Annotated in this window: 13 protein-coding genes; 10 read left to right on the top strand and 3 right to left on the bottom strand. The window is 71.7% G+C overall.

Going from position 1 to position 15,206, the window contains the following annotated elements; translation table 11 throughout:
* Positions 1 to 159 precede the first annotated feature (159 nt).
* The 4 genes from ABZ930_RS21710 (at position 160) to ABZ930_RS21695 (ending at position 3,829) form a co-directional block, all read left to right on the top strand.
* Entirely contained in the window at positions 160 to 1,689 is a 1,530-nt protein-coding gene (locus ABZ930_RS21710; RefSeq protein ID WP_361550098.1) for an NAD(P)/FAD-dependent oxidoreductase, read from the top strand.
* A complete protein-coding gene (locus tag ABZ930_RS21705; RefSeq protein WP_361550097.1) occupies positions 1,686 to 2,642 on the top strand; it encodes an alpha/beta hydrolase in 957 nt (318 codons plus the stop codon). The genes ABZ930_RS21710 and ABZ930_RS21705 overlap by 4 nt, the downstream gene beginning before the upstream one ends.
* On the top strand, positions 2,639 to 3,514 hold the full coding sequence (locus ABZ930_RS21700) for an SDR family oxidoreductase (RefSeq protein ID WP_361550095.1): 876 nt from the start codon (positions 2,639 to 2,641) through the stop codon (positions 3,512 to 3,514). Before ABZ930_RS21705 ends, ABZ930_RS21700 begins: the two co-directional genes overlap by 4 nt.
* A gap of 114 nt (positions 3,515 to 3,628) precedes the next feature.
* Complete coding sequence (locus ABZ930_RS21695) at positions 3,629 to 3,829, top strand: hypothetical protein (protein ID WP_361550093.1); 201 nt, start codon at positions 3,629 to 3,631, stop codon at positions 3,827 to 3,829.
* 116 nt (positions 3,830 to 3,945) lie between these two features.
* Here the strand turns inward: ABZ930_RS21695 and ABZ930_RS21690 are convergent, their stop codons facing one another.
* Positions 3,946 to 7,230, bottom strand: coding sequence for a S41 family peptidase (locus ABZ930_RS21690; protein ID WP_361550091.1), 3,285 nt, complete (start codon positions 7,228 to 7,230; stop codon positions 3,946 to 3,948).
* Positions 7,231 to 7,418: 188 nt separating this feature from the next.
* On the opposite strand from ABZ930_RS21690, the gene ABZ930_RS21685 reads away from it, so the two are divergent.
* Positions 7,419 to 8,006 (top strand): TetR/AcrR family transcriptional regulator, encoded by a 588-nt coding sequence (locus tag ABZ930_RS21685; RefSeq protein ID WP_361550089.1) that lies wholly within the window; start codon positions 7,419 to 7,421, stop codon positions 8,004 to 8,006.
* A gap of 109 nt (positions 8,007 to 8,115) precedes the next feature.
* Positions 8,116 to 10,329 (top strand): MMPL family transporter, encoded by a 2,214-nt coding sequence (locus ABZ930_RS21680; protein WP_361550087.1) that lies wholly within the window; start codon positions 8,116 to 8,118, stop codon positions 10,327 to 10,329.
* A 13-nt stretch (positions 10,330 to 10,342) separates the two neighbouring features.
* On the opposite strand, the gene ABZ930_RS21675 is transcribed toward ABZ930_RS21680, so the two are convergent.
* Complete coding sequence (locus ABZ930_RS21675; RefSeq protein WP_361550085.1) at positions 10,343 to 10,699, bottom strand: SsgA family sporulation/cell division regulator; 357 nt, start codon at positions 10,697 to 10,699, stop codon at positions 10,343 to 10,345.
* A gap of 130 nt (positions 10,700 to 10,829) precedes the next feature.
* Here ABZ930_RS21675 and ABZ930_RS21670 point away from each other — a divergent pair, with 130 nt between their 5' ends.
* Genes ABZ930_RS21670 through ABZ930_RS21655 form a run of 4 tightly spaced genes read left to right on the top strand, consistent with a single transcriptional unit; the run spans position 10,830 to position 14,622 of the window.
* Complete coding sequence (locus ABZ930_RS21670) at positions 10,830 to 11,888, top strand: energy-coupling factor ABC transporter permease (protein ID WP_361550083.1); 1,059 nt, start codon at positions 10,830 to 10,832, stop codon at positions 11,886 to 11,888.
* A 1-nt stretch (position 11,889) separates the two neighbouring features.
* Positions 11,890 to 12,651, top strand: coding sequence for a cobalt ECF transporter T component CbiQ (gene cbiQ, locus ABZ930_RS21665; protein ID WP_361550081.1), 762 nt, complete (start codon positions 11,890 to 11,892; stop codon positions 12,649 to 12,651).
* Positions 12,639 to 13,400 (top strand): ABC transporter ATP-binding protein, encoded by a 762-nt coding sequence (locus ABZ930_RS21660; protein WP_361550079.1) that lies wholly within the window; start codon positions 12,639 to 12,641, stop codon positions 13,398 to 13,400. Before cbiQ ends, ABZ930_RS21660 begins: the two co-directional genes overlap by 13 nt.
* Positions 13,401 to 13,449: 49 nt before the next feature.
* Positions 13,450 to 14,622 (top strand): serine hydrolase domain-containing protein, encoded by a 1,173-nt coding sequence (locus tag ABZ930_RS21655; protein WP_361550077.1) that lies wholly within the window; start codon positions 13,450 to 13,452, stop codon positions 14,620 to 14,622.
* Here the strand turns inward: ABZ930_RS21655 and ABZ930_RS21650 are convergent.
* Positions 14,568 to 15,152, bottom strand: coding sequence for a hypothetical protein (locus ABZ930_RS21650; protein ID WP_361550075.1), 585 nt, complete (start codon positions 15,150 to 15,152; stop codon positions 14,568 to 14,570). The two genes, ABZ930_RS21655 and ABZ930_RS21650, sit on opposite strands and share 55 nt — an antisense overlap.
* Between the last annotated feature and the right edge of the window lie 54 nt (positions 15,153 to 15,206).

Below are 15,206 nucleotides of genomic sequence, written 5' to 3'. Positions count from 1 at the left end.
TCGCTGGGTTCCGTCGCTTCTGTGGGCACGGCACGACCCTATGTTGTACCGCCGGTAACTTTCCTCGGTCCTACCCCTACCGCTCGGTAATCAGCTGCTCTACCCTCCGGACTACGCCAGTGTTTACTGGCGGAGTCGTGCGGCAAGGGAGGCCCCGGGATGACCGAGCACGAGCACGTACGGGTGGCGGTGATCGGGTCCGGGTTCGGCGGGCTCGGCGCGGCGGTCAGGCTGCGCCGTGAGGGCATCACCGACTTCGTGGTCCTGGAGCGGGCCTCCACGGTGGGCGGGACCTGGCGGGACAACAGCTACCCGGGCTGCGCCTGTGACGTGCCGTCGCACCTGTACTCGTTCTCGTTCGCCCCGAACCCGGACTGGCCGCGGACCTTCTCCGGGCAGGAGCGCATCCAGGAGTACCTGGAGGGGGTCGCCGACACCTTCCGGCTGCGCCCGCACATCCGCTTCGACTCCGAGGTGAAGCAGGCGCGCTGGGACAGCGAGAAGCTGTGGTGGGAGGTCGAGACCGCCCAGGGCGTCATCACCGCCGATGTCGTCGTCTCCGCCACCGGGCCGCTGTCCGACCCGAAGATCCCGGAGATCAAGGGGCTCGACTCCTTCCCCGGCAAGGTCTTCCACTCGGCGCGCTGGGACCACGACTACGACCTGCGCGGCAAGCGCGTCGCGATGATCGGGACCGGCGCGTCCGCGATCCAGATCGTGCCCGCCGTCCAGAAGGAGGTCGGGAGGCTGACCCTCTTCCAGCGGACGCCTCCGTGGGTCATGCCGCGCGCCGACCGCGCCATCTCCAGGGCCGAGCGCTGGCTGCACCGGCAGCTGCCGTTCACCACGCAGGCGCGGCGCGGACTGCTGTGGGGCATCCGGGAGTTGCAGGTCCAGGCGTTCACCAAGCGGCCCAACGAGCTGGGCATGGTCGAGCAGCTCGCCAAGCGGAACATGCACCGGGCGGTCAAGGACCCGGCGCTGCGCGCCAAGCTCACCCCCGACTACCGCATCGGCTGCAAGCGCATCCTGCTGTCGAACGCGTACTATCCGGCGCTCGCGCAGCCCAACGTCGACGTGGTCGCGTCCGGGCTGAGCGAGATCCGCGGGAACACGCTGGTCGCCGCGGACGGCACCGAGGCCGAGGTCGACGCGATCGTGTTCGGCACCGGGTTCCACGTCACGGACATGCCGATCGCGGAGCGGGTCGTCGGCGCGGACGGGGTCAGCCTCGCCGAGAGCTGGAAGGGCGGGATGGCGGCGCTGCGCGGTGCCACGGCCGCCGGTTTCCCGAACTTCATGACGATCATCGGCCCGAACACCGGGCTCGGGAACTCCTCGATGATCCTGATGATCGAGTCCCAGCTGAACTATCTGGCCGACTACATGCGGCAGTTGACCGTGCTCGGCGGGCGGGTCGCCCTCACGCCGCGCGAGACCGCCGTCTCCGGCTGGAACAACCGCGTACAGGACCGGATGAAGCGCACGGTGTGGAACACCGGCGGCTGCGACAGCTGGTACCTGGACGAGAACGGCCGCAACACGACGGTGTGGCCGGGCACCACGACCGAGTTCCGGCAGGCCACGCGGCGCGTGGACGTGGGGGAGTACGAGGTGGTGCGCCCGCCCGTCGAAGCGGAGTCCGGAAAGTCCCGTACGAAGAAGAAGACGAAGGTGAGTGCCGCGTGAGCCGTCTGACCCATGTCCGGACCGGGCCGTACGCGCCGCCCGTGGCCGTCGACGAACTGACCGTCACCTCGGCGGACGGTGCCCGGCTCCATGTCGAGGTGCACGGTCCGGCCGACGGGCCCGCCGTCGTGCTGTCGCACGGCTGGACCTGCTCGACCGCCTTCTGGGCGGCGCAGACCCGGGCCCTCGCCACCGACCACCGGGTGATCGTGTACGACCAGCGCGGGCACGGCCGCAGCCCGGCCTCCGCCCAACTCCCGTACACCACCGACATGCTGGCCGACGACCTGGAGGCGGTGCTGGGCGCGACGCTCGCGCCGGGGCAGCGGGCCGTGCTCGCCGGGCACTCCATGGGCGGTATGACGCTGATGGCCGCGGCGGGGCGGGCGAAGGTCGCGGAGCACGCGGCCGCGCTGCTGCTGTGCAGCACCGGCAGCTCGGGTCTGGTGGCCGAGTCGACCGTGGTGCCGCTGCTGCGTCCGGGCGGGCTGCGCACCCGGCTGACCCGGGCGGTCCTCGGTTCGAAGGCGCCGCTCGGGCCGGTCACGCCGGTCGGCAAGAAGGTCCTCAGGTACGCGACGATGGGCCCGGGTTCCTCGCCCGACAAGGTCGAGGCGTGCGCGCGGATCGTGCACGCGTGCCCGCGCGAGGTGCGGTACGGCTGGTCGCAGGTGCTCGAACAGCTCCAGGTCGACGCCGGGGTGCGGGAGCTGACCATGCCGGTGGCCGTGCTCGCGGGCACCGCCGACCGGATGACGCCCGTGGTGCTGGCCCGGCGGATCGCCGCCGAGCTGCCGAACTGCGTGGGTCTGACCGAGCTGCCGGGACTCGGCCACATGACGCCCATCGAGGCGCCGGAGGCGGTCACCGGGAAGATCCGGGAACTGTCCCGTACGTACATACCGACACCGGCACAGGTGGAACAGGACCGCGAAGGAGTGGACGCCGCATGAGCAAGGTCAGTCTCGAGGGTCAGGTCGCGGTCGTCACGGGCGCGGCGCGCGGGGTCGGCGAGCTGCTCGCCCGCAAGCTGTCGGCGCGCGGCGCCAAGATCGCGCTGGTCGGTCTGGAGCCGGACGAGCTGAAGCAGGTCGCGGGGCGGCTGCACTCCGACGCCGACTGGTGGCACGCCGATGTCACCGATCACGTGGCGATGGCGCGGGTCGCGCAGGAGGTGAAGGAGCGGTTCGGGAAGGTCGACATCGTCGTGGCCAACGCGGGGGTCGCCACCGGTGGTCCGGTCGTGGACTCCGACCCCGTCGCCTGGCGGCGGGTCATCGAGGTGAACCTCATCGGGTCGGCCGTCACCGGCCGCGCCTTCCTGCCCGTGCTGATGGAGTCGCGCGGCTATCTGCTGCAGATCGCCTCGCTCGCCGCGCTCACCCCGGCGCCGATGATGAGCGCGTACTGCGCGTCGAAGTCGGGTGTCGAGGCGTACGCGCACAGCCTGCGCGGCGAGGTCGGCTACAAGGGCGTGCGGGTCGGCGTCGGTTATCTGTCGTGGACCGACACGGACATGGTGCGCGGCGCGGACCAGGACGACGTGATGCGCGAGCTGCGCCAGCGGCTGCCGTGGCCGACGAACAAGACGTATCCGCTGGGCCCGGCGGTCGACCGGATCGTGGACGGCATCGAGCGGCGGTCCGCGCACGTGTACGCGCAGTGGTGGCTGCGCGGCATGCAGGGCATCCGGGGTTATCTGCCCGCGCTGATCGGGACGGTCGGGCAGCGCGAGATGCGCCGGTTCGAGGGCCGGCTCGGTCATGTGCCGAAGGGTCTGGTGGGCGCCGGAGGGGCTGCCGACGAATCGGTGCGGGGCGGCTGACCTGCGCTTTCGTGCGGCCTGTACGGTCGGTCATTGATCGAAATGCGGCTTATGTCACCCCGTGTCAGTCTGGTCGAGGCCCCAACCCCTCACCCACTACGGGAGTGAACAAGCATGGGCATCATGGACCAGTTCAAGGACAAGGCCGACCAGCTCCAGGACCAGGCCAAGGAGAAGCTCGGCGGCGCCAAGGACGAGGCGGGCGAGCGCTCGCAGCAGGCCCAGGACCAGGCCGGCGAGCGCGCTCAGCAGATGCAGGACGAGGCGGGCGAGCGCTCGCAGCAGGCCCGGGAGAAGTTCGACCAGGACTCCTGACCCGCGCGTCGGTGTCTGACGTATGAGCAGGCTCTGCCCGTCCTGAGCGCTCCTTGAGCGCACCACGGACATGATCGGGCCCCACCCGGAACTCACGGGTGGGGCCCGATCCCCGTTCACCTGGGCGGCAGTTGGGGCCGTCGCCGGTCCGGTACGTCCGAGTAGTCGGGCGGGGTGAGGGCGCCCTGTTCGCGCAGCAGGTCCAGGGCCAGTTCGACGGCGTCGTCGAGCTGGGCGTGCCGGCCCTCCGCCCAGTCCAGCGGGGTGCGCAGCGCCTCGATGTCGGGGTCGACGCCGCGGTTCTCGATCGACCAGCCGTACTCGGGGAACCAGGCCGCGTTCATCGGCACCGTGATCGCCGTGCCGTCGCCGAGCCGGTGCCGTCCGGTCATGCCGACGACGCCGCCCCAGGTGCGCTGGCCGACGACGGGTCCGAGCGCGAGCAGCTTGAACGCGGCGGTGATCATGTCGCCGTCGGACGAGGTCGCCTCGTCGGCGAGGGCGACCACGGGGCCGCGCGGGGCGTTGGACGCGTACGACACCGCCTGGGCGTTGCGGGTGAGGTCCCAGCCGAGGATCCGGCGGGACAGCTTCTCGACGACGAGTTCGCTGATGTGGCCGCCCGCGTTGCCGCGTACGTCGATGATGAGGGCGGGGCGGGAGACCTCCATGCGCAGGTCGCGGTTGAACTGGGCCCAGCCGGAGCCGCCCAGGTCGGGGATGTGCAGATAGCCGCACTTGCCGTTGCTCAACTCCCGGACGACGGCCCGGCGTTTGGCGACCCAGTCCTGATAGCGCAGGGGCCGTTCGTCGATCAGCGGGACCACCGCGACCCGGCGGGCCCGGCCGCCGCCCTCGGCCGGGTCGAAGGTCAGCTCCACCGTGGTGCCGCCGGCGCCCGCGAGCAGGGGGAACGGGCCCGCGACCGGGTCGACCCGGCGCCCGTCGACATGGGTGAGGGCGGCGCCCTCGCGGATGCCGGTGCCGGACAGCGGGGAGCGCGCCCGGGAGTCGGACGAGTCGCCGGGCAGGATCCGGCTGATCACCCAACTGCCGTCCCGGCAGACGAAGTTGGCGCCGAGCAGGCCCTGGGCGCGCTGGTAGTGCGGCGGGCCCTCGTTGCGGCGGGCGGGGGAGACGTAGGCGTGCGAGGTGCCGAGTTCGCCGAGTACCTCGCGCAGCAGGTCGGCGAACTCGTCCGGTGACGCGACCCGCTCCACGAGCGGCCGGTACTGGTCGAGGACGGCGTCCCAGTCGATGCCGCACATCTTCGGTTCCCAGAAGTAGGCGCGGATGATCCGGCCCGCCTCGTCGTAGGCCTGGCGCCATTCGGCGGCCGGGTCGACCTCGTGGAGGATGCGGCGCAGGTCGATGAAGACCGTGGAGTCGGAGTCGCCGGCCTCGGTGGAGGGGACGGCCTGGAGGTCGCCCTCGTCGGCGACGACGAGCCGGGTGCCGTCGCCGCTTACCGCGAACCAGTCCATGTGGTCGACGAGTTGGGTCTTCTTGCCCTTGCTGAGGTTGAAGTGTTCGAGGGTCGGCTGGGAGGAGGTGTCGGCCGGGTTGGCGAACGTCTCGCCGAGCGCGCCGGAGATCGGCCAGCGCAGCCAGACCAGGCCGCCGCCGGAGACCGGGTGCAGCGCCGAGTACTTGGAGGCCGCGACCGGGAACGGCACGACCCGGTTGGCCAGGCCCTCGATCTCGACGGTCGGGGTGCCGTCGCTCCCGCTGTCCTCGACCGGGTCGAGGCCCCCGGCGGCGGTGCGTCCGTCGGGCGACAGTGCGAACGGGGACGGCGTCGCGGAGGACAGCGGTACGAGGTAGGGGCGGCAGCCGAGCGGGAAGGACAGGTCGCCGGTGTGCACGTCGTAGACCGGGTCGAAGCCGCGCCAGGACAGGAAGGCGAGATAGCGGCCGTCGCGGGTGAAGACCGGGTTCTCGTCCTCGAAGCGGCCGTTGGTGACGTCGACGATGCCGTGGTCGCCGGGGCCGGTGATGCGGGCCATCTTGATCTGGCGCAGGGAGCGGCCGATGCCCGGGTGGGACCAGGTCAGCCAGGCGCCGTCGGGGGAGAAGGCGAGGTCGCGGACCGGGCCGTTCGTGGACCGGATCAGCTCGGTGACCTCGGCGGTCTCGGTGACCTCGGTGGCCGTGGCCTCGGTCGCCCCGTCGCCGGGCACGGTGAGCAGCAGCAGGCGGCCGTCGTTGGAGGCGACGGCGAGCCGCTCGCCGTCGGGGTCGGCGACCAGTTCCTGCACCCGGCCGAGTCCGCCCGAGGCGAGGCGCCGGGGCGGGCGGTCGCCGCTGGCCCGGGGCAGATAGGCGATCTCGACGGCGTCCTCGCCGGCCGCGTCGGTGACGTAGGCGACCTGCCCGCCGGAGCCCAGCATCTCGGGCAGTCGCACCCGTACGCCCGGGGTGTCGGCGATGGTGCGGGCCGGGCCGTCGCGGTGGGTGAGCCAGTACAGGGAGCCGCGGACGACGACCGCGCTGGCCCGGCCGGTCTCGTCGACGGAGAGCGAGTCGACGTGGTGGGCGGCCGGCACCTGGTAGCTGCGGCGTCCCGCGCGCGGTCCGCCGAGCCGCACCCGCAGCCTGCGCGGCTCGGAGTCGGGCGCGAGCGAGTCCAGGATCCACAGTTCGCCCGCGCACTGGTAGACGACGCGGGTGCCGTCGGTCGAGGCGTGCCGGGCGTAGAAGGCGTCGTGGTCGGTGTGCCGGGTGAGGCCGGAGCCGTCGGGCAGGCAGGAGTAGACGTTGCCGATGCCCTCGTGGTCGGAGAGGAAGGCGATCCGGTCGCCCACGAACATGGGGGCGTCGAGGTGCCCGTCGAGGTCGGCGAGGATGCGCTGTCCGTGCACCCACAGCCGGCCCTGGGCGCCGCCCCGGTACCGCTTCCAGGCGGCCGGTTCGTGCGGGGGTGTGCCCGTGAGCAGCAGGGTCCGCCGTTCGCCGGCGATGTCGGCGATCTGGATGTCGGAGACCGGGCCCCAGGGCAGCTTGCCGCCGGGGGAGCCGTCGGTGGGCACGTTGTAGGCGAAGGTGAAGTAGGAGAAGGGTTCGCCGTGCGAGGCGACGGCGAGGATGTCGTTGTCCGGCGTCCAGCCTCTGACCTGGGTGTCGACGCTGCCCCAGTACGTCAGTCTGCGGGCCGAGCCGCCGTCGACCGGCGTCAGGTGGATCTCCGGGTCGAGGCTGCGCCAGTTCGTGTACGCGATGTGGGTGCCGTCGGGCGAGAAGCGCGGGTGGCTGACCTTGGTGCGGTCGACGGTGAGCCGCCAGGCCCGGGCCGAGCCGTCGAGCGGCGCGATCCATAGATCGTCCTCCGCTGCGAAGCACAGCCGCTCGCCGTGCAGGTGCGGGAATCGTAGGTAGGCCTGGGCCGCGTCGTCCTGGGTCACCTCTTCATGCTTTTCCGCGCGGTGGGCTCCGGCAACCTGGGGTGTGTTCGTCTGCGGGTGTGTCGTGGTTGCTCGCGCAGTTCCCCGCGCCCCTTACGGGCACTGTGGTGCAGGCCACGTACGAAACTGTTTCGTTTCGTTAAGGGGGAGGGTATGTTCAGAGCGTACGAACCCGGAGAGGTGAGGTCATGGTCGCCGAAGCTGTAGTCAGACGGAGCCGGATCACGCCCGAGCGCGAGGCGGAGCTGTACGCGGCCGTGCTCGACCTGCTCCGGGAGGTCGGTTACGACGCCCTGACGATGGACGCCGTGGCCACCAGGACCCGGGCCAGCAAGGCGACGCTCTACCGCCAGTGGGGCGGCAAGGCCGAGCTGGTCGTGAAGGCGCTGCGGCACCAGAAGCCGCACTTCGACGAGATCGACACCGGGTCGCTGCGCGGCGATCTGCACGCGATGGTGCTCCGTGACGACGACTGTCACATGGAGCAGAACAGCGCGCTGATGCGCGGCCTGATGGTGGCCGTGCACGCCAACCCCGACCTGCTGACCGCCTTCAAGGAATGGATCGTCGAACCGGAGATGTCCGGGGTGGACCGGATGCTGCAGAGAGCGGTGGACCGGGGCGAGATCCGGGCCGACAACCCGGCGCGCGCCTACATCATCCACATGCTGATCGGCGCGTTCGCCACCCGCACCCTCATCGACGAGCAGCCGCCCACCCAGGCCTACCTCACCTCGTACATCGACGCAGTGGTTCTCCCCGCCCTCGTCGCCTGAGCTCCGCCCGGAGATCACCACCCCCGTTCACCTGACGCGCACCGCTCACGTCGTCGGGCTGATGACCCCTGCCCAGCCTGCCCCCCGACTCTGACCGGAGTACGCCTTCGTGGCCACCTTCCTCTACAAACTCGGCAAGCTCGCCTTCCGCCGACGGCACTTCGTCGCCCTGATATGGGTGGCCCTGCTCACGCTCGCGGGCGTGGGCGCGGCCTCCGCGCCGACCGCCGCCTCCAGCTCCTTCTCGATTCCCGGTACGGAGGCCCAGAAGGCCTTCGACCTCCTCGACGAGCGCTTCCCGGGCTCGGCCGCCGACGGCGCCACCGCCCGGGTCGTCTTCAAGGCGCCCGCCGGCGAGAAGCTCACCGACGCCGCCAACAAGGCGGACATCCAGGACACCGTCTCCGCGATCAAGTCCAGCTCGAAGCAGGTCGCCTCCGTCGCCGACCCGTTCGCGGGCAACACGGTCAGCAAGAACGGCGAGATCGCCTACGCCTCGGCCTCGTACAAGGTCTCCTCGATGGAGCTGACCGACGAGGACCGGGACGCGTTGCAGAAGGTCATCGACGACGCCAAGGACACCGGACTGACCGTCGAGGTCGGCGGTGACGCGCTCCAGGCGATGCCGGAGACCGGCGCGACCGAGGTCATCGGCATCGCGGTGGCGGCCGTCGTGCTCGTGATCACCTTCGGCTCGCTGATCGCGGCCGGTCTTCCGCTGCTCACCGCGCTGATCGGCGTCGGCATCGGCGTCTCGACCATCACGGCGCTCGCCAACGCCCTGGACCTGGGCTCCACCACCTCCACCCTCGCGATGATGATCGGCCTCGCCGTCGGCATCGACTACGCGCTGTTCATCGTCTCCCGCTTCCGGGCCGAACTGGCCGAGGGCCGCGAGCGCGAGGAGGCCGCCGGACGGGCCGTCGGCACCGCGGGCTCGGCCGTCGTGTTCGCCGGGCTCACCGTCGTCATCGCGCTGGTCGGCCTCGCCGTCGTCAACATCCCGATGCTGACCAAGATGGGCGTCGCCGCGGCCGGCACCGTCGCCATCGCCGTGCTCATCGCGCTCACCCTCATCCCGGCGCTGCTCGGCTACGCGGGCAAGCGCGTCCACGGCCGCAAGGCCCGCAAGGCCGCCGAGTCGGGGACGAAGACCGAGGCCAAGGCCAACATGGGCACCCGCTGGGCCCGCTTCGTGCTGCGCCGCCCGGTCGCCGTCCTCGTCGTCGGCATCCTCGGCCTCGGCGCCATGGCCGTCCCGGTCGCCTCGCTCGAACTCGGTCTGCCGGACGACGGCAGCCAGCCCACCAGCACCACCCAGCGCAAGGCGTACGACCTGCTCTCGGAGGGCTTCGGTCCTGGCTTCAACGGCCCGCTGATGACCGTCGTCGACGCCCAGGGCGCGGACGACCCGAAGGCGGCCGTCGACGACGTCGTCTCGACGATCAAGAAGACGAAGGGGGTCGCGGCCGTCGCGCCCGCCACCTTCAACAAGGCGGGCGACACCGCCATCATCAGCGTCGTCTCGAAGTACAAGCCCTCCTCGGTGCAGACCGAGGACGTCGTGCACGACATCCGCGCGGCGGGCGAGGACATCAAGGCCGACACCGGCGCCGAGCTGAGCGTCACCGGCTCCACCGCGATGAACATCGACGTCTCGCAGAAGCTGAACGACGCGCTCGTGCCGTACCTGGCCCTGGTCGTCGGCCTGGCGTTCCTGCTCCTGATGGTCGTCTTCCGCTCGGTCCTGGTCCCGCTCAAGGCGGCGCTCGGCTTCCTGCTCTCGGTGCTCGCCGCGCTCGGCGCCGTCGTCGCCGTCTTCCAGTGGGGCTGGCTCGGCTCGCTCTTCGGCGTCGAGCAGACCGGTCCGGTCATGTCGATGATGCCGATCTTCATGGTGGGCGTGGTCTTCGGTCTCGCGATGGACTACGAGGTGTTCCTCGTGACCCGGATGCGGGAGGCGTACGTCCACGGGGAGCGCCCGGCGCAGGCGATCGTCACCGGGTTCCGGCACGGGGCCCGGGTGGTCAGCGCCGCGGCCGTCATCATGATCGCGGTGTTCGCGGGCTTCATCGGCAGCTCCGAGCAGATGGTGAAGATGATCGGCTTCGGCCTCGCGATCGCCGTCTTCTTCGACGCGTTCATCGTCCGCATGACGATCGTGCCCGCCGTCCTGGCGCTGCTCGGCAAGCGCGCCTGGTGGCTGCCGAAGTGGCTGGACCGGGCGCTGCCGAACGTCGACGTGGAGGGTGAGGGCCTGAAGACGGCCTCCGGCGCCACGGACAAGGACGACGACGGCGACCGGGAGCTGGTCAGCGCCTAGCCACAGGCCCGGCTCAGCCGGTACTCGTCGCCGGGGTGGCGGCCGTGTACGTACGACGCAGGAAGCGGATCAGGGCTTTCACGTCGAACTGCACGACCGCCACCCCTTCGCGCGTGTGGAACTCCATGACCGCCTGGACCCGGCCGCACGGCCAGATGCGGACGTCGCCCCCGGTGGCGGGCGCCCGCAGACCGTGTTCGAGCAGCTCGCGCGGGAAGGTCCACTCGCCCTCCGGCGCGGGCAGCGCGACCCGCACCCGGCCGTCCCCGCCGTAGCGCAGCACCACCGGTACGGTCCGGTGCTCGTCGGCGGAGCCGGTGACGAGACGGGCACGGGCGTACTGCTCGACGTACTGCTCGTCGCCACTCATGAGTCAAATGTCCCATATGTTCGGATATTCGGGCCAGAAGTAATTGATCGCCAGGCGCTCTTGCGAAGGGTTCGCAACAAGGCACTATCATCGAACGGTTAACCAGCTGCCGAGCGCCGGAGATCCCCGCATGCATGTCCCCGACGGATTCATCAACGCGCCCGTCTCGGCGGCCGCCGGTGTCGTCGCCGCGGGCGCGGTCGCCGTCAGCCTGCGCGGCGCGCGCCGTGAGCTGGACGAACGCACCGCCCCGCTCGCGGGCCTCGTCGCCGCCTTCATCTTCGCCGTGCAGATGCTGAACTTCCCGGTGGCGGCGGGCACCAGCGGCCATCTCCTGGGCGGAGCGCTGGCCGCGATACTCGTGGGCCCCTACACGGGGGTCCTGTGCGTCTCCGTCGTGCTGCTCATGCAGGGCGTGCTCTTCGCCGACGGCGGCCTGACCGCGCTCGGCGTGAACATCACGGACATGGCGATCACGACCACCGTCGTCGCCTACCTCGTCTTCCGCGGCCTGGTGAAGGTGCTGCCGCGCGGCCGCCGCTCGATCACGGTGGCGTCCTTCGCCGCCGCGCTCCTGTCGGTCCCGGCCGCCGCCGTGGTCTTCACCCTCATCTACGCCATCGGAGGGACCGCCGACGTCTCGCTCGGCAAGGTCGCCACCGCCATGGTCGGCGTGCACGTCCTCATCGGCATCGGCGAGGCCGTCATCACCGCGCTCACCGTCGGCGCGGTCGTCGCCGTCCGGCCCGACCTGGTGTACGGGGCCCGCGGCCTGACCGCGCCGCTCAAGCTGAAGGTCGGCGGGGAGCTGGTCGATGCGCCGGCCGCCCCGGCCGCCGCCCCGGTGGCCGCCCGCTCGCACCGCAAGATCTGGATCACCGGCCTGCTCGCCTCCCTCGTCCTCGCCGGATTCGTCTCCTTCTACGCCTCGGCGAACCCGGACGGCCTGGAGAAGGTCGCCCACGACCACGGCATCGACAAGAAGGCCGAGAAGCACGCCTCCTCCGACTCCCCGCTCGCCGACTACGGCGTCAAGGACGTCACCGACGCCCGGCTCTCCGGCGGCCTCGCCGGAGTCATCGGCGTCGGCGTGACGGTCGTCGCGGGCTCCGGGATCTTCTGGGCGGTGCGCAGGCGGCGCACGAGCGGCGCCGCGTCCACCGAGGTCCGCCCGCAGGAGACCGTCTGACATGGGCGCGGGCCACGCACACCGGCTCTACCGGCACGGGCACTCGCCCGTGCACGGACTGCCCCCGCACACCAAGCTCGCCGCCGTCTTCGGCTTCGTGATCGTCGTGGTCTCCACGCCCCGCGAGGCGATGTGGGCGTTCGCCCTGTACGCGGCGCTGCTCGCGACGGTGGCGTACGCCGCGAGGGTCCCCGCCGGTTTCCTGCTCAAGCGGCTGCTCATCGAGATCCCGTTCGTGGCCTTCGCCGTGCTGATGCCGTTCGTCGCCGAGGGCGAGCGGATCCAGGTCCTCGGCCTCTCCCTCAGCGAGAGCGGACTGTGGGGCGCCTGGAACGTGCTGGCCAAGGGCACCCTCGGCGTCGCCGCCTCCGTGCTGCTCGCCTCCACGACCGAACTGCGCGAGCTGCTGCTCGGACTCCAGCGCCTGAAGCTGCCGCCGCTCCTGGTCCAGATCGCGTCCTTCATGATCCGGTACGGGGATGTCATCACGGACGAGATGCGGCGGATGCGGATCGCGCGGGAGTCGCGCGGCTTCGAGGCGTCCGGAGTGCGCCACTGGGGCGTGCTCGCCAAATCGGCGGGCGCGCTCTTCATCCGCTCCTACGAGCGCGGCGAGCGCGTGCACCTCGCCATGGTCAGCCGCGGGTACGCGGGTTCGATGCCGGTGATCGACGAGGTGACGGCGTCGCGCGCCCAGTGGTCGTACGCGCTCACCCTGCCGAGTGCGGCGCTCGTGGTGTGTCTGCTGGGATGGATGCTGTGACTACTGCTTCTCTGGACGTGTCCGGGCTCGCCTTCGCCTACCCCGACGGACACCAGGCCCTCTTCGGCGTCGACTTCTCCGTCGCCCGCGGCGAACGCGTCGCCCTGCTCGGGCCGAACGGCGCGGGCAAGACCACCCTGGTCCTGCACCTCAACGGCATCCTGACCGGCGGCGCCGGGACCGTGAAGGTCGCCGGGATGCCCGTCGACAAGCGGAACATGGCGGAGATCCGGCGCAAGGTCGGCATCGTCTTCCAGGACCCCGACGACCAGCTCTTCATGCCCACCGTCCGCGAGGACGTCGCCTTCGGCCCGGCCGCCGCCGGGATGAAGGGCGCGGAGCTCGAGGCACGCGTCCGCAAGGCGCTGTCCCTGGTCGGCATGGAGGAGTACGCGGACCGCCCGCCGCACCACCTCTCCTTCGGCCAGCGCCGCCGGGTGGCCGTGGCGACGGTCCTCGCGATGGAGCCCGAGATCCTCGTCCTCGACGAGCCGTCCTCCAACCTCGACCCGGCCTCGCGCCGCGAACTGGCCGACATCCTCCGGTCGTTGGACGTGACGGTCCTGATGGTCACCCACGACCTGCCGTACGCGCTCGAACTCTGCCCGCGCGCGCTGATCCTCAGCGACGGCGTCATCGCGGCCGACGGCCCCACCGGCGACCTGCTCAGGGACGAGGAACTGATGCGGGCCCACCGCCTGGAGCTGCCCTTCGGCTTCGACCCGGCGTCCGTGGCGGGCCGGCACTGACCGGAATCATCCCGCGCCGCCCCCTGTTGCATTCATCGTGGAGACAGCAGTGAACGGCACGACGGACCCCCGATTCGAAGGCATACGCACCGCCTTCGCCGAGAATTTCACGGCCCGCGGTGAGCGCGGCGCCGCCGTCGTCGTCTACGAGAACGGGCACAGGGTCGTCGACCTGTGGGCGGGCAGCCGCGACGTCGACGGCAGAGGCCCGCGCTGGGAGCCCGGCACCGCGCAGATCCTGCGCTCCGCCACCAAGGGCGTCGCCGCGGCCGCGCTGCTCCTGCTCCACCAGCGCGGCGAGCTGGACCTGGACGCGCCGGTCGGCACGTACTGGCCCGAGTTCAAGGCGCACGGCAAGGAGGACGCCCGGGTCCGCGACGTGCTCGCGCACCGCGCCGGGGTGCCCGCCCTCGACCGGCCGCTGACCCCCGCCGAGGCCCTCGACCCCGAGCGCGCCGCCGCGGCCGTCGCCGCACAGGCCCCGTCCTGGGCGCCCGGCACCGATCACGGCTACCACGCGCAGACGTACGGCTGGCTCACGGCGGAACTCGTCCGCCGGGTCACCGGGCGCGACATCGGGTCCTTCGTCGCCGACGAGATCGCCGGACCGGCCGGCGCCGACCTGTGGATCGGGCTGCCGGACGCGCGGGCCGACCGGGCGGGCCGGGTCGGACCGGTCGAGGCGCCGGTCACCGCGGGCGGGCTGCGGGCCCGGCCGAGCCGCCGCATCGCCGAGGCCTACGGAAACCCGGACTCGCTCACCTGCCGCGCCTTCGGATCGGTCGACCCGGCCCCGGACGAGAACGACCCGGCGTACCGCGCCGGACAGCTCGCGGGCTCCAACGGCATCGGCACGGCGGACGGCCTCGCCCGGTTCTACGCCGCGCTCATCGGCGAAGTCGACGGCGGCAGGCGGCTGTTCACCGAGGAGACGGTCCGGCTGGCCCGTACGGAGGCGTCCTCGGGCCCGGACCGGGTCCTCGTCGCCCCCTCGCGCTTCGGCCTCGGCTACATGCTGCACGGTGTCGCCTCCCCGCTCCTGTCGCCGCGCTCCTTCGGCCACCCGGGCCGCGGCGGCGCCCTCGGCCTCGCCGACCCGGAGTCCGGCATCGCCCTCGGTTATGTGACGAACGGGATGCGCACCGGCGTCACCGCCGACCCGCGCGCTCAGGCGCTGGTCAAAGCCGTACGGGAGACGCTGGACCGCCACAGCGGGGCGTAGCCGAGCAGCATGAGCACCGCGCCGAGCGGGATCAGGTCCTTGGTGGTCAGCGGCAGCAGCGAGGCGGCGAAGATCAGGCACGGCGCCCACACGGGCAGCCTGCGCAGCGCGTACAGGCGGACGGCGAGGACGACCTGGCCGATGAAGAAGAACATCGGGCCGACGGCGTAGAAGGCGAGTTCGGCGCCCGGCAGCGAGCCGAAGTGGTCCGAGAGGCGCGCCATCTCGGCGTGGTCGGCGGCCATCAGGCCGGTCACGATGTCCACGCCGAACTGCACGGCGAGGGCGAAGGACCCGGCGAGCGCGGCGACCAGACCGCCCGTCGCCCAGCGGTCGGACCGCCCGGCGGCCGCGCGCATCGCGAAGAACGCCCGCGCGAAGAAGCCGAGTCCGACGAGGAAGCAGAGATGCCCGGTGGTCCAGGCGAGCCCGGGGCCCTTGGTGCCGTCCAGGCCGTCGAGGAGTCTGATGACGCCGTACGCGCCGAAGAGGGCGGGGCCGACGATGTATGCGCTGCGGGGTGAGGTCATGCGCCGAGTCTCCGCGCGTCCCGGCCTCAACTCGACCCGGAACGACCCTGGTTG

This window comes from Streptomyces sp. NPDC046716, assembly GCF_040645755.1.
Lineage (GTDB): Bacteria > Actinomycetota > Actinomycetes > Streptomycetales > Streptomycetaceae > Streptomyces.
The sequence above is the reverse complement of the archived record's forward strand: the minus strand, read 5'-3'. Positions and strand labels throughout refer to the sequence as shown.